This is a genomic window from Thalassospira sp. ER-Se-21-Dark (assembly GCF_017922435.1).
In the GTDB taxonomy this organism is placed as follows: Bacteria; Pseudomonadota; Alphaproteobacteria; order Rhodospirillales; family Thalassospiraceae; genus Thalassospira.
This window is the reverse complement of sequence record NZ_VDEZ01000002.1, coordinates 457,572-472,888: the sequence shown is the minus strand read 5'-3', so window position 1 is coordinate 472,888 and position 15,317 is coordinate 457,572. Positions and strand designations below refer to the sequence as shown.

Below are 15,317 nucleotides of genomic sequence, written 5' to 3'. Positions count from 1 at the left end.
TTTGTGAGTCGATTGGATCGTTTCAAGGTTATCTATCGGAAATTAAATCACTTTATCGGCCGGCAGTGCGATTGATCGGTCAAGAAACTGCATATAGGCATCAAAGGATGATTTCTGGCCAAACAGAATGTGCGACCGGCTCTTGATGGCGTGCGAAACGACCGAGCGACGGCGTTTATCGGTCGCGAGCGTAAGGGCCGTGTCGACAAAATCGGCCGAATGATAGGCAACGCAATCAAAGACCGATATCTGGCGATAACAGGTATGGCTGCGCCGGGATCGCGCCGCATTCCCCGGCAAGGTAACAAGCGGCACACCAAGCCCCAGACAATCAAAGGCCAGCATCGCATCATTCCATGCCGGACTTTCAAGCACGACATCCACAGCACATAGAAGCGACAACAAATCGGACCGGTTGCGCACATTCACAAACCGCATCCGACCGGCAACATCGGCATGATTGATGGCAAAGCGGCGCCCCCATGCCGCATCCCAGCTATCGCGTTCCGGCGCAATCAACAGAAGTTCTGCGGTTTCATCCAACCGCAAGATTTCGGCAATCAACGGATCAAACTCGGCCGTCAGGACATCAAGCGGCTGCGGGCACAAATAGGTATTGCGGTCTTGTGCCAAACGCCATCGCCGCTGCAACTCTGTTGTCGACATCTCGACAGGTTCTGGCGGGCTGGCATTCACAAACAAGCCCGGAAGGCGCACCAGCTTCTCGCTGAACCGCTTTTCACCGCCGGCTGTTTCCCAATCCTCGGCGATCAGATGATAATCAATGTTGGAAAGACCGCTGGTCGCGGCAATCCCGCCACCTGAAATCTGAAGCGGCGCCAAGCGCCAGCTTGCCAGCAACATCGTATAGGCATCGGCCTGTGGATCGACATAATGCAGAACATCAAGACCAAGCCCGGCAATCACCCGTGCCGAATGCAACGGATCAAGCGGTAATGGCACGACAAGGTCGGCATGTTCGTCAATGCGGGCGGTAATGTCGTCTTCGCCCGTCGGCGGACGAATGATTGTCACATCAAACCGGTCGCGATCAATCGCCTCGGCAAGGCCTTCGATCCAACGCCCTACGCCATTATCACACATATTGGCCGAAACGATGCCGATGCGGATTTTCCCACCGAGCCGTGTAGCAGACGCACTGACTTCTGGCACGTCATAACCGGACACCAGACGTTCCCAGTAATGACCAACCGCGCGTAACTGCTTGTCCCCTTCCGGGCGCAATGCGGCGCGCCAGACCGGCGGAAAGCGGGTCAGAACAATGGGATTGATCCGGTCAGAACCAACAAATTCAAGGTCTGGCTCAAGTGCGTCTTCATCAAGCGTATCATCAAGAAGATCACGCACGACTTCATCATTCTGGGCGGCAAGATCGGTCGGCACGGGGGCAAACAACAAACGGCGTGCTGTGCGGAATAGCGCGGTATTCTCGCCCGCGGCAATTTTGCGATCTATCCCGCTTTGCAGGACCGATTGCGCGGAGCCTGTATCCCCTTCTTCGGCCAGCTCGACGGCAAGACGGAAAACCGCGTCATCACCACCACCGGCCCCGATGGCTGCGCCAAACTGTTCAACGGCCTCACCATGACGGCCAACAAGGCTAAGCGCCTCGCCCATCATCAACAGTAATTGCGGATCTTCCGGACTGTGGGCCAATAGTGGCTCAAGTGCCCCAATCGCCTCAAGCCCCTGCCCGACGCGCAAATTAAGCAACGCAAGCGTCCTGCGTGCCTTGGCGTCATCCGGATCAAGGGCAAGCACCTGTCGCAGGCAATGTTGCGCACCGGCAAATTGACCCAGTTGGAAAAGTGCATCGCCATAGGCGGTTAGTGCGCGTGGATGACCGGGTTCAAGCGATAGCGCACGGCGCAACGGTTCGCTTGCGGAAACTGTGCGCCCCTGATCCAGGCGAATTTGGCCGATCAGAACCAATGCATTGACGATGTCGTCGCGCATCTTAAGCGCGGTCAAACAGGACGCTTCAGCACCTTCGATATCGCCCATCGCATATTGGCAGGCGGCATAATTGGCATGAATTTCGGCGACATCCGGGGCCAGTTCGAGCGCGCGTTCATAATTTTCCCGCGCATCTTCAAGTTCATCAAGCTGGCGATAGGTGTTGGCGATATTGCAATAAAGTGCCGGGGCATCCGGGCACAGACGGATGGCCCGCTTGAACGCGCCAACGGCGTCGCGCAATTTGCCGATGGCCTTAAGGGCCTGCGCGTGGTCATGCTGAATTTCTGCACTATTGGCATCGGCAATGGCGGCACGGCCCATACGCTCTGCTGCCAGGGACTGATTACCGTGGCGCATCGCAACGAGACCGGCCAGATGCATTGCCTCTGCGGCCTGTGGGAATGATCGGATCATTCGCTGACAGGATTCTTCTGCCTCTGCGTATCGGCCTGCCTCATACAGGTTCAATGCAGAACGGTAGATGTCGGCAAAATCAGACAAGGAATACCTATTACCCAAGAGAAAGCAGATTTCGTCCCACCATAAGGTCCAACCGTTAACAAACCACGTCCTTGATGGAATTTTTCAAAACAATTCATGACGGCGAAGTCATCGCTTCTCTAACCGATTGCAAGAACACCTTTTTCTAAGAAATCAGGAAAACTTTCCCCTAATACAGAATTGAAAAATAAAGAAACCCTCCGGAATTTCTTCCGGAGGGTTTCGGTACAAAATATCAAATGCAGGTCGTTGGGCGCACTCAACCAGCGTGGCTGTAGTATCGACCAAACCGGTTTGCCAGAAAATCTTCCAGCCTGACTTCTTCTTGTCGGACGTACCCGGTTGCGGGCAATTTACCGGTCAAAACCATATCCATCACAGCACACAATCCGGCCGATGTTGTAATCTGGATCGCTGACCAGTCCATATCACCAACACGCGTGCCATGGACCTTGCGAATAAAGCTCTCTTCACAAAGTTCCCCGCGCCGCGTGCCGACAGCATCGGCAAAGATCACGATCACGTCCTGTTTGGTGACTGGCAGGGCATTTTCGAAGATTTCCTTCATCATCTCCGGACGTTCACCCAGTCTGAGGTCCTCGATCAGGATTTTAAGAATTTCCTGATGCCCCGGATACCGCACGGTTTTGTAATCAAGGTTGTCAACCTTGCCTTCAAGCATATCACACAGTGCGCCCACGCCACCCGATGTATTGAAGGCCTCATACTCCGTACCGTCGATGGTAAAGCGCTCATATCCTTCGAGGGGCAGCACTTCGACCCGCTTGCCATTCAAGATCGCTTCGCACGGGTTCAGATACTCGTTGATCAGCCCGTCAGTCGACCAGGTCAGGTTATATTTCAAACGGTTGGTCGGATTTTGCGGCAAAGCCCCGACGCGCAAACGAAGCTTGTTTACGTGATCGAACCGATTGAACAAGTCATGAGCCGCGATGGAAATAAATCCCGGTGCCAAACCACATTGCGGCACGAAAGCACATTGCGCACCTTTGGAAACTTCCCGAATGGCGCGGGTGGTTTCGACATCTTCGGTAACGTCAAAATAGGATGCCCCAACCGCGCGTGCGACACGGGCAATCGCCACATTCAAAAAGAACGGGCATGTCGACAGGATCGCATCATGCCCTTTGGCAACATCGGTGAGTGCGGCCTCATCCGTGACATCAACTTTTACCAAGGTAGCTGCGTTGTCTTCGGCACAGATTTCCAGCATTTCACCACTGGCATCGGCCAGCGTCACCGCATAATCGCCACTTTCATTGAGCATCACCGCAGCAATGCGACCAATTTTCCCGGCGCCGAGGATTAAAATCTTTTTCATTTTCTCTAACTCCCGAACGAGCAGACACCTTCACCGTCGATGTCGCACCTGCCCTGATCATGTTTTTGTTTTTACCGTCATAATGTTCCGCTGCTGGACGAACGCTTTCAACCCGGCAATACTGTCAAAACACAATAAAACCCCGTCATTTTAATGGGTAAAACCGATGAAACGTCAGATTGATGAAGTTGACCGCCAACTGATCGCACGCCTGCAGGAAAATGCCCGCATGCCTACCGCTGCCCTTGCGCGCGAAGTCGGTCTGTCACGCAGTGCCGTTCAGGAAAGGTTGGAGCGCCTTGAAAAGGCAGAAGTTATCAAGGGTTACACCGTTCAGCTTGGCGATGTGGCAAAGCCCGTCTTGCTGGCAGAAGTCCTGATACAGCTTGAACAAAAACAGTCGGCAGGTGTCGTGGGCGCCCTTCAAAAAGTCCCGCACTGCATTCGATGCCTTGCGGTTTCAGGCGAATATGACCTGATTGCCGAGGTCGCCGCAAACACGCCCGAAGAACTTGATGGCGTGCTTGACCGGATCGGGGAAATGTCGGGGATAAAACGCACATCAAGCTCAATCATCCTTTCAACAAAGTTCGATCGCCGCTAAGATCGGCGCGGGGTTGGGGAAAACCTCTTTTCTGGAAGAAAACCGATTGAAATCAAAACGCAGATATTCAGTCCTTTCTGTACTGCTTGCCGGTTTTATCGCCACCAGTGTCTTTGGCGTCGGACTATCCCTTTATGTCGGTCTTGGAACGGCCTATGAAAACACCCGCAATCTGTGGGTGATGCTGGCTGATATTGACCTGACATCGGTGCAGCGCACCATGCATGAACGCATGGACGAGGTCGAACAACGTTCTGACTGGGTCGCAGAACAGGTCGCCAGCGGCGCACTTGATCCAAGTTTTCAATATGGCTGGACCAGCACAATGCGCGCCCTTGCGGCGGCAGACATGGGTGTCATGGCCTATGGGCTAGTGACCGGGGAACGCGAATTTATCGGCTTTAATCCCGAAGACATGAGTGACATTCGAAGAACCCTGCCCGAAAACGACATGCTGTTTTCCGAGCTTGCGCATATCCGCGGGCCTATCAGCAACCGCACGGGCTATCCGCGTTGGGACCCCTATTTTGACCGTACCGTCCTGACAAGCTGGGTACCGCTGTTTTATGACGGGCAGTATCTGGGAACGTTCATTCAGTATCTGTCACTGTCCAATCTGTCTGAAAGCCTGATCCGCGGGCGCGAAGATTTGCCAGGCACGCCCTTTGTCCTGATTGGTGGCAATCGGGTCATGGCCCATCCGGGATTGCGCAACTGGGGGGAAAAAACAACAACCGAGCTGGTCAATGGCAACAACATCGCACGCAGCCCGATTCCCCTGCCCACCATTCATGACATTGGCGACCCTGTTCTTGCCAACATCGGAAAATCCGAAAGCATCCGGCTTGATCCCGATGACGAACGTCACAACAGCGGCATTCGCCTTTCGGGGCTTGAGTACAATGATCGCTATCACCTGATCGTCACGCGCCAGGTTCAAACCGCGCCAATTTCACCGGTCGTAATCGGCATGTATTTTGACCAGGAATTGTTTGACGATGAATGGGATCGACTGGTTCTGGCCTCTGTTCTTGGCGGTGCCGTTTTTATCCTGTCGGTTATCGTTGCCATCGTCCTGTCGCGACACTTCACCAAGCCGATCCGCCGGTTTGCCAGTGCTGCGCGCGCCTTTGAAGACGAAGACATCGCATCAATCGATGTGCCGCAACTCAAAGGCAGCCGCATTCGCGAATATGACGACGCCGCGCGATCATTCAATCACATGATGATGGCGGTACATGACCGCGAACGCATCACCAGCCTGTTTGGTAAGTTCGTGCCGCAATCAATTGCCAAAAAGCTGTTGGCATCGGGCAATGATTCTGGTGTCCTGCCGCCGCAAACCTCCGAAGCCACCGTGCTTTTTGTCGATATCGTCGGCTTTACATCGATGTGCGAAAGTCTTGATCCGAAACAGATCATTGCGATGCTTAATGACTATTTCGACTGTGCGACGCACATCATCGAACGCCATGGCGGCATCATCACCCAGTTCCAGGGCGATGCGATCCTTGCAGTCTATAACGTGTTTGATGATCTAAAAAACCACGCAGATGCCGCTGTCGATAGCGCGATTGCTCTGCAAGCCGAGGTCGAAAAGCGCAAGTTCGAAGGTCTTGAGTTAAAGGTTCGCTGTGGTGTGAATACCGGCCCGATGGTTGCCGGGAATGTCGGCGCAAAAGCCCGTCTGTCATTCACTGTTCACGGGGATGCCGTCAATACGGCGTCTCGCCTTGAACAGGAAAACAAGGTTCTCGGAACACAAATCCTGATCTCGGAGACAACCCGTAACCTGCTGGCTGATCCTGATCGTGTTGCCAAGGCAGGTGACGTTCTTTTGCGCGGACGTCATACCACGACAGAGCTGTTTACAACCCGGCCCGACAAATAAACAAAGGGGGCATTCACTGCCCCCTTCATCATTCCAGGAATACAAACAACAAAACGCCGCATTGGATAAACCGATGCGGCGTTTTGTAAAACCTTAGAACAAGGTACCGGGAATTAACCCTGGCGCGCCTTGAAACGCGGGTTCTTTTTATTGATCACGTATACGCGGCCACGGCGGCGCACGATACGGCAGCCTTTTTCCCGCAGCTTCGCGGATTTCAATGAGTTCCGGATCTTCATAATCTTAAACCTTAGAAACTTGGCCCCTTCGAGGAAGCCGGAAAATAGAAGTACGACATGCCCCTGTCAACACCTAAAACAGGTTGCGGCGACAGAAAGTGGAACAAATCCCCTCTGCGTCGCCAGCAGCAGTCTCGGCTCAGGATCTTAAACCTGAGCACTCAGTTGATCGTTGCGTAGAACCGATAAAAGGCCAGGCTGCCATTTTCAAGCATTTTTACGCGATTCATCCACATTTCCATCTCTGGCTCCAGATAATCCATGATATCGGGGTCCAGACCGGCTTTCTGGATGTCTGAAAGCATCGTCATCCAGGCCAGTTTGATATGCTTCAGATGCGTTTCCGACTCATCCTTGGCAATACGGATATCAAATTTCAGCTGACCAAGACGGGATTTGTACTCCTGTGCTGTCCAAGGAAACAGCTCTTCGCCTTCAAGTTTGGCCCAGTTTGCCAACTCATTTTCATCAAGGTCACGCGTCAAAACATAATCCGTAACCAAAAGCTGCCCATGGTCGCGCAGCGTTTCGGCCAAAGCTTTGAGAAAGGTTTCCTTTTCCGGGATCTTATAAAGCTCGCCATAGGAATAAACGACGTTGAAATAGCCCTTGCGAAGCTCCGGCTGAAGCGGGTCAAGCGTTTGAACCGGGACTCTCTTCTGAACACCGGCCTGAACAGATCGTTCCATGCCCAGAAGTGCAAGCTCGCCGTCCGGCTCTAATGCCGTCACCCAAACGCCAAGACGGTCTGCCAGCAAGCGGGCCACACCGCCAAGCTTTGCACCAATCTCAAGACAACTGAGTGTTTCATCAAGTGCCAGCGGCTTGGCAAGCTCAAGGGCGTATTCATGACCGCCCGGCATCATGATCCCGTGATCAAACAGTTTGTCATAGAGCCGGATACGGTCCGGCGGCCAGCGACCGATTTCGTCATCGAGGGCAAGTTCACTCAGCTCCGGCTCGACCGGACGGGCAAGCCAGACACGCATCTTGCGCAACCAGTCGGTATAGGCATCGATTTCAAGCTGCAGAAGGTAGTATTCAACAGGATCGTCGTACCCTTCCCACTTCGCGCGCAACCGCGTGCCGAAATCAAGGTGATGTCCCGGCGGCATTTCGAATTCGGGTGCCTCGCCTTGGGCGACGCCAACGGAACCTCCGCCCTTTTCGGGCGCATCACCATCCGCATCAGACTTGCGTTGCCAAAATTTCAGTTTCAAGGCGTTTACCTGTTTGTTCGCATCGCGTGCACTTGCGATTCCTGAAAATATGGCAATTAGCCAAAAGTGACAACGTGTTAAGATTTCCAGCATATGATTGCACCGCGAAATACAATCGATAAAATTGTCGTTTGCTGGATTACTGCGCTGACAAGCATGCCTGACAGGAATTTTCATTCATCATGAACACCGATAACCTCGGCATTTATTATCGCATGCTGAACATTGCGCCGGGGGCGAGCGCAAAGGAAATCAAACTGGCCTATCGTAAACTAGCCTTTGAATTTCATCCGGACCGCAACACAGACCCGGACTCCGAGGACAGGTTCAAGGACATTACCGAAGCCTATGAAATCCTGATTGGCGAACGTAAACCGCCCAAGCAATCTGGCAATGCGCCCTCGGGAGCCCAAAAGTCCGGTACCGCCAGCAACGGGACATCGACCGCTTATGGCCCGAACGCAGCCGGTGCGCAAAATGCGAACCGCCAGAAACAGGGCTTTGCTGGCGCAGGGCGCAAACAGGAAAAAGCCAAGGAAACTGCCGAGGAAAAATTTGCCCGCGCCAATCAGGCCTACCGCGAACAACAGGCCAAGGCCAATGCACGCAAAAGCAACATTCATCCCGGTGCGCGTCGCCACAAAGGCAAAAAGACCGAACCCAACGCACAAGGATTTATTCAGTGCGCGGTCACCGGCGTGGTATCGGCCCAACCGCGTCAGGTGGAATTCAAGGTCGTGCGTGGTTTCCTGAATTCCTGCAATATCGAAACCATCACAGCCAACCTCGCCCCCAAGGGCGCAAAGCGTATGGCACTTAAGGCAAGTTTCAAGACGTGGCTGCGCGGGTTTTGGGGCTGGAAAAGCTTTTTACCGGCCTGGAAGGCGATTATTGGCAACATGCGCGGCGGCACTTTCCCGCCGGAAGGCAACGCCAAAATGCTGTTTACACAGGCCAATGCCTTTGAACGGTCTGGTAACAAGCCGCTTGCGCGCGCAGTTCTGATGCAGGCGCTTGATTTCATCGGGTCGAACCGCTCTGCCCTTGCTGAACAGGTGCGCGCAACGCAGCGCCGCCTCGATGACGGGCAACCTGCACGGCGCGTTCGTGACGAGTGGAAGCGTGCGGGCATGTTCGATGCGCTGCTCCATCTTAGTCCACTGTTTTTGCTGATTTTTGCTGCCCTGATTGCCTTTGGCCCCGGCCAGGGATTTGTCACCCGTGACATCCCTGAACTGGTCGCCCGCCAAGGCACGGAAATCACCCGTCAGGTCAAGGACCTGATTGGTGAAGAACGCGAGCCCTATTATGTCGATCGCGAACTTTTGAATCTGCGCGATGGTCCAAGTGTCAACGACACCATCATTCGCCGCCTGACCCGCTTTGAAACTGTCTATGTAGCCGGCGACAGTCAGGGATTCTGGATCGAAATCGAAACCAGCATCGGTGAAAACGGCTTTGTGAACCTTGACGCACTGGTGCCGGGAAATGGTTCTGATGCCCGCGATGCGTGGTGTGCTGAAAACAAATGCGACTGACCGGTTTCCCGATCAGTCGCATCAACTTCATCAAATCCGATAAAGGCCTTATCCCTTGGCCGGGATCGCCTTTAGCGCAGCCAGAAGATAGTCCCAGAAACGCGCAACGCTTGGCACATGAACACATTCATCCGGGCTGTGCGCGCGCTTGATGGTCGGGCCAAACGATACCATGTCCCAGTGCGGGTATTTCGATCCGAGTACGCCGCATTCAAGACCAGCGTGAATGACGCGAATTTCCGGTTCCTTGCCAAACATGTCCTTGTGAACCGCCTTCATCAGGCTGACCACTTCGCTGTTGGCATCAGGCTTCCAGCCCGGATAGGCATCGCCCCAGGCAACAGATGCGCCGATATTCTCAAATACCGCTGTTGCGACCTCACGCATGGCATCGCGCGCAGAATTGATCGAGCTACGTGCTGACAGCGTCACCTTGGCCTTACCTTCGCCAAGCTTGACGATGGCAAGATTGATCGAGGTTTCAACAACACCTTCGACCGAGGTACTCATGGCCTGAACACCGTTCGGCGCACCGACACAGGCATTGTTGAACGCCTCGGAGTCTTTTGCGCTCATTGCGTTCGTTGGGACATCTGCGTTGGTTGCGGCAATGGCAAATTTCGGCTCAATCGCGCCGATTTCGTCTTTGATGTCGCTGGCAAAAGCATTCAATGCCGCATCGAAATCAGAAACCTTGCCTTCCGGCAGAACGATGGTCGCAAACGACTCCCGCGGGATGGCGTTGCGGGCGGTCCCGGCATTGATTTTAACAATACGCGCATCAAAATCACGGATCGCAGTGCGCAGGAAACGCGCCATCAGTTTGTTGGCATTGCCAAGACCAAGAATGATGTCGATGCCGGAATGGCCACCTTTCAAACCGGTCAGCGCGATATCACGGGCCACCTGCCCTGCGCCAACGGCTTCTTCGCTGTATTCATAGCTTGCGACCAGATCACCACCGCCAGCACACCCGACACAAAGCTCGTACTCGTCTTCGGTATCAAGGTTGAGAAGGATCTCACCCTTAAGGCGGCCCGGCTCCAGGTTCATCGCACCGGTCAGGCCGCGTTCTTCATCAACCGTGAACAAAAGTTCAAGCGGGCCGTGTTCAAGACCGTCTTCGGTCATGAAGCCCATCATTGCCGCCGCACCGATACCGTTATCAGCACCAAGGGTGGTGTTATCGGCAGTGATCCATTCCCCATCCATCACCATGCGGATCGGGTCGGTGTCGAAATTGTGGGTCGATCCGGAATTGGCCTGGGTCACCATGTCGACATGGGACTGCAAGATCACCATTTTGCGGTCTTCACAGCCGGCTGTTGCCGGCACAGACACAACAAGGTTGCCACCGCTGTCGCGGAAATGCGCAAGCCCCTTGTCATCGGCCATCTTCTCCAGAAGCTTTAAAACTGCCTCTTCTTTATTGGACGGACGCGGTGTATCGCAAAGTTTCTGGAAATTGTCCCAGATTGCGACAGGCGCAATTTTACGGATCTTGTTCACGGTGGCGCTCCTGGCAAATTTTCGTCTACGGGTTCTCACTTACCCAGACCTGTTGATTACCTTATTGCCGCGCGAATTTAAAGCGTGCCAAGGACGTTTTCGACCAAGCCACATACAAATTCGAAAAAACCGCATTCCGCGCGCAGTTTGCGCACGCAAAGCGGGAAAATGCGCAATATGATTTTAACTTAGTCGACACCAACGACCTGACTGCGGCGCTGCAACAGCATGACATCGCGCCATTGTCCGGCCAGCGGTCCGTAGCCCATGCGCCCCAGCCCACGCTTACGGCCGACGATGTCGAAGCCCAATGTCTTATGCAGTTCGAGGCTTGCTTCGTTTTCCGGAAAAATACCGGCCTCAAGCGACCAGATACCATTTTCCTCGCTGGCAGCAATCAAGGCTGAAAGCAGCGCTTTGCCAATACCCTTCCCGTGATGATCGGGGTCAACATAGACCGATATCTCGGCAATCCCGCGATAGACACAGCGATTTGAAACGCCAGATAACCCGGCCCAGCCAATGACGATGTCATTGTCGTCGCAGGCAACCAGCCGGCATTCCGGCAAATGCCCCTGATCCCAGTCTTCCCAGGTTCCTGGATTTTCCTGAAACGTGGCATGGCCCGATTTGATGGCCTGCCCATAGATTTCAACAACACGATCAGCATCAGAAACGGTCATGGAACGAACACGCATTACGGCCTCGCACAGAAACTGCCACGCAACTACCAAACAGGTGCGGCATCGAATGTCAGGAAAGCATTATGGAAAGCGATGATAATCGATGATCCGGTGATCAGCTATCTTGTTCTTGCCCGGCGAAGCGAAAGACAAGTTGATCACGTCCGGCATCCTTGGCGGCGTACATTGCTTCGTCTGCGACCTTCATCGCTTCTGAAAGTTCGATGAATTTTTGCCGGCCCTCGCCGCCAACGGTTGCGCCAAAGCTGGCCGTGACATTGACATATTCCGTACCGGACTTGTCGATTGGCACCCTGATTTCACGGATCATGTTCGACAAACGCTCGCCAATGCGCTTGGTGACTGCCGCAGTCGCAGATGGCAACAAGACCGCAAATTCCTCTCCCCCCAGACGAACGACAAGGTCGTCATCGCGCAACGCCTGACGCAAGGTATCGGCAACCCTCTCAAGAACCCGGTCGCCCACCGCATGCCCGTGGGTATCATTGACAATCTTGAAGTAATCAAGATCAAGAACGATCAACCCGAACAGCCAGCTTTTATCCTTGAGATGGCGAATTTCGCGCAATCTGCTGACCGCGCTTTCAAATCCGCGACGGTTAAGCGCACGGGTCAACGCATCGGTTGACGCCAGGGTGTCTAGCATCTGCTCCTTGCGCTTGTGATCGGTAATATCAGTCGCCGACACCATGACGCCGCCATCATCCATCATGTTCATGCGGATGTCGGCCAGACGGCCCGATGGTGTTTGCATTTCGTCGATATTGGCATGGCCATGCCCGTTTCGCATCATCTCGGCACAACATTCATGCAGTGCTGAAATATCAAATACCGGTTCGGAGCCATCCGTTGTTTCTCCGCCGAAAAGACGGGAAAACTCGTGATTAAAATGAATAACCTCAAGCTTGTCATCCAGCATCGCAACAGCCGACGGCACCATCCGGATGACTTCGGTAACCGCCTGTTCCAGGCTTGCTTTGGCGCGGACAAGTTGCTGATGCATTTCGACTTCGTCGCGGACATCATGGGCAGTCGTCAGGATCGCCGGCTTGCCGTCATACCAAAGAATGCGTTCATCGGTCAGATCACGCCAGACCGAACTGCCATCATCGAGGATATCGCGCACACGGTGCCGGTCGCCGCGTCGTTCGCCGCTCAGAATTGCCGCAACATGGCGGATTGCGCGCGGACGATTTTCGTCGGGGATAAAGCGAAGGATATTGGGATTTTCCATAAAGGCACTGACGTCCTTTGCCCCCATCAGGCGGGCAAAGCTCTCATTAACGTATAATGCAGTCATGTTGCGATGGACCATGACACCAATGAAAGATCGACCCAGCATATGGTCGACCTGCATCGCAGTCGTACCATTATCGATCATCTGTGCCGTCGTCAGGACCGCATTACCGCCTTCCCATTCGACGGTCTCGTCACTGATTTCCATCCAGACCGGCGTTCCATCCGTCCGGATGTTGTAGACTTTCTTCCAGCCGTGGAAACCACTGCTTTTCTGGAAACTGTTGGAAAGCTTGTCCGCCTCATGATGGAAACTTGGCGGAATATACTGGCGCATGTCAGGGTCGCTCATAAAGTCCGAGACATCGCGACGGCCCAGCATTTTCGCATAGGCATCGTTGACATACACAGCTTCGAGATCCTTGTGTACAACAACGCCTACGCGTGACCGCCCATACAGACGTGCGATTTCTGTTGGTTCGAACCGCATCAACGTCCTGTATCCCCCGACACATCTAAACCCTGAATGAAAGCACAGTTATCTAAGACTTGTTTCTCTGCGCACCATATTCGAAAGATTACATCAGTTTTGATGCAATTGAAACCGACGGATGCCACCCTCGCCCCGGCAAATATGGTCACGATGAGAAACATCATGGTATCAAATAACAGCAGATCAGCTCGAATATATAAGAACTACAAAATATTAATAGCAACAGTAAATCAACTGAATAGATCGACAATGTCACATTTTCCGGGAGAAACGCCGTGGCAGAAATGAAATTTGAAATAATTGCCAAAAATCGAAGCTGGGACGGTTACTGCAAGATTGATGTCTATCAGTTGCAACATGACCGATTTGATGGTGGTCAAAGCCCTGTCCTGCAACGCGAGGTCCTTGAACGTGGCCACGCTGCTGCCGTCCTGCCCTATGACCCGGTTCGCGATGAAGTTGTACTGATTGAACAATTCCGCCCCGGTGCCATTTCTGTCAACGACAGCGATCCAACAATGCCGGTCTGGCTGACCGAAATCGTTGCAGGCATCATAGAAGACGGCAAAACGGCCGAAGATGTTGCGCGCCGTGAAGCGTTTGAAGAAGCCGGGTGCGAACTTATCGGATCGCCCAAACTGATTTCGCATTATTACGTCACACCGGGATGCTCGACTGAAACGGTCCACCTGTTTTACGGTCAGGTCGACACAACAAATATTGGCGGGCTGCATGGTGTCGCCGAGGAAGGTGAAGATATCCGCGTCTTCACAGTGTCGGCCGAAGAATGCTTTGCCATGTTGCAGAATGGACAACTCTGCAATGCAATGACGACCATCGCCGTTCAGTGGTTGATGCTAAACCGCGATCGACTTCGGCAGAATTCAGAGGCTTGAGGATACCACAGCGATTAATCAGAAAAACAATAATCACACAAACTTTACGTTATATTTTTTAATCTGCCTTGACTTTTGTGTGCAAAAAGACCAATCAACTATCAAACACATTTGAAATCACCATGTTTGGAGTCTGTCATGGACATTCGCAATGGTACCATCGAAGCCATTGGCCGCACCCCGCTTGTGAAGCTTAAAAAGGTTTCCGAGCTGACGGGCTGCACCATTCTTGGCAAGGCGGAATACGCAAACCCGGGCGGGTCGGTCAAGGACCGTGCAGCCCTTGCCATCATTCGCGATGCAGAGGCGCGCGGTCTTCTGAAACCGGGCGGCGTCATCGTCGAAGGTACGGCTGGCAACACCGGCATCGGTCTTGCGGTTGTCGGCAATGCGCTGGGCTATCGCACCGTGATCGTTATCCCTGAAACCCAAAGCCAGGAAAAGAAAGACCTGCTGCGGCTTCTCGGTGCGGATCTGCGCGAAGTTCCGGCTGTCCCCTATCGCGACCAGAACAACTATGTGCATGTGTCGCGCCGTCTGGCCGAAGAACTCGCACAGTCCGAACCGAATGGCGCGATCTGGGCCAACCAGTTTGACAACGTCGCCAACCGTCAGGGCCACATCGACACCACCGCACCCGAAATCTGGGAACAGACCGACGGCAAAGTGGATGGCTTTATCTGTGCGGTCGGTACCGGCGGCACGCTGGCCGGAGTTTCGATGGCGCTTAAGGATCGCAACAAAAACATCCAGATCGGCCTCGCCGATCCGATGGGTGCGGCCCTTTACAGCCACTACAAGTTCGGTGAACTGAAATCCGAAGGCAGCTCAATCTCCGAAGGTATCGGTCAGGGTCGTATCACCGCCAATCTTGAAGGCGTTGAGATCGATCACCCGTTCCAGATCTCGGACGAGGAAATGCTGCCGATCGTGTTTGACCTGCTCAAGGAAGAAGGTCTGTGCATGGGTGGCTCAACGGGGATTAACATTGCCGGTGCCGTGCGCCTTGCACGTGAACTTGGCCCTGGAAAAACCATCGTCACCATTCTGTGTGACCTTGGAACCCGCTATCAGAGCAAGCTCTGGAACCCTGCGTTCCTTAAGGAAAAAGGCCTGCCGAGCCCCGATTGGCTCTAAGCCGCAGCCATCCCGAGAGATAAAAAC

At 53.7% G+C, this 15,317-nt stretch carries 12 protein-coding genes; 5 read left to right on the top strand and 7 right to left on the bottom strand.

Translation table 11 applies throughout. The annotated features are described in order from the left end of the window. Positions 1–42: 42 nt before the first annotated feature. The gene (locus FHI25_RS09850; RefSeq protein WP_246879077.1) at positions 43–2,448 is read right to left on the bottom strand and encodes a tetratricopeptide repeat protein; all 2,406 of its coding nucleotides are present in this window, start codon (positions 2,446–2,448) and stop codon (positions 43–45) included. A gap of 292 nt (positions 2,449–2,740) precedes the next feature. Beyond that, positions 2,741–3,847, bottom strand: a complete 1,107-nt coding sequence (locus tag FHI25_RS09845; RefSeq protein WP_282597585.1) for a saccharopine dehydrogenase C-terminal domain-containing protein — start codon at positions 3,845–3,847, stop codon at positions 2,741–2,743. Positions 3,848–3,989: 142 nt separating this feature from the next. On the opposite strand from FHI25_RS09845, the gene FHI25_RS09840 reads away from it, so the two are divergent. After that, positions 3,990–4,427, top strand: a complete 438-nt coding sequence (locus FHI25_RS09840) for an Lrp/AsnC family transcriptional regulator (RefSeq protein WP_210517278.1) — start codon at positions 3,990–3,992, stop codon at positions 4,425–4,427. A gap of 46 nt (positions 4,428–4,473) precedes the next feature. Further along, complete coding sequence (locus FHI25_RS09835) at positions 4,474–6,318, top strand: adenylate/guanylate cyclase domain-containing protein (RefSeq protein WP_246879024.1); 1,845 nt, start codon at positions 4,474–4,476, stop codon at positions 6,316–6,318. A 113-nt stretch (positions 6,319–6,431) separates the two neighbouring features. On the opposite strand, the gene ykgO is transcribed toward FHI25_RS09835, so the two are convergent. Beyond that, on the bottom strand, positions 6,432–6,557 hold the full coding sequence (gene ykgO / locus FHI25_RS09830) for a type B 50S ribosomal protein L36 (RefSeq protein ID WP_007090004.1): 126 nt from the start codon (positions 6,555–6,557) through the stop codon (positions 6,432–6,434). A gap of 161 nt (positions 6,558–6,718) precedes the next feature. Continuing rightward, positions 6,719–7,777, bottom strand: a complete 1,059-nt coding sequence (locus FHI25_RS09825; protein WP_246879023.1) for a methyltransferase domain-containing protein — start codon at positions 7,775–7,777, stop codon at positions 6,719–6,721. A gap of 182 nt (positions 7,778–7,959) precedes the next feature. On the opposite strand from FHI25_RS09825, the gene FHI25_RS09820 reads away from it, so the two are divergent. Then, complete coding sequence (locus FHI25_RS09820) at positions 7,960–9,315, top strand: DnaJ domain-containing protein (RefSeq protein WP_210517269.1); 1,356 nt, start codon at positions 7,960–7,962, stop codon at positions 9,313–9,315. A gap of 48 nt (positions 9,316–9,363) precedes the next feature. Here FHI25_RS09820 and FHI25_RS09815 read toward each other — a convergent pair whose 3' ends face one another. From FHI25_RS09815 to FHI25_RS09805, 3 genes are all read right to left on the bottom strand, one after another. Then, positions 9,364–10,824 (bottom strand): aminoacyl-histidine dipeptidase, encoded by a 1,461-nt coding sequence (locus tag FHI25_RS09815; RefSeq protein ID WP_210517266.1) that lies wholly within the window; start codon positions 10,822–10,824, stop codon positions 9,364–9,366. Between the two features lie 188 nt (positions 10,825–11,012). Further along, positions 11,013–11,522 carry a GNAT family N-acetyltransferase gene (locus FHI25_RS09810; protein ID WP_210517263.1) on the bottom strand — a complete coding sequence of 170 codons (510 nt, stop codon included), beginning with the start codon at positions 11,520–11,522 and terminating at the stop codon, positions 11,013–11,015. A gap of 100 nt (positions 11,523–11,622) precedes the next feature. Next, positions 11,623–13,254: a diguanylate cyclase gene (locus tag FHI25_RS09805; protein ID WP_210517260.1), complete on the bottom strand. Its 1,632-nt coding sequence runs from the start codon at positions 13,252–13,254 to the stop codon at positions 11,623–11,625. A gap of 287 nt (positions 13,255–13,541) precedes the next feature. On the opposite strand from FHI25_RS09805, the gene FHI25_RS09800 reads away from it, so the two are divergent. Further along, positions 13,542–14,153, top strand: a complete 612-nt coding sequence (locus FHI25_RS09800; RefSeq protein WP_210518255.1) for an NUDIX domain-containing protein — start codon at positions 13,542–13,544, stop codon at positions 14,151–14,153. Between the two features lie 138 nt (positions 14,154–14,291). Beyond that, positions 14,292–15,290, top strand: coding sequence for a cysteine synthase A (locus tag FHI25_RS09795; protein ID WP_063089955.1), 999 nt, complete (start codon positions 14,292–14,294; stop codon positions 15,288–15,290). Positions 15,291–15,317: the final 27 nt, after the last annotated feature.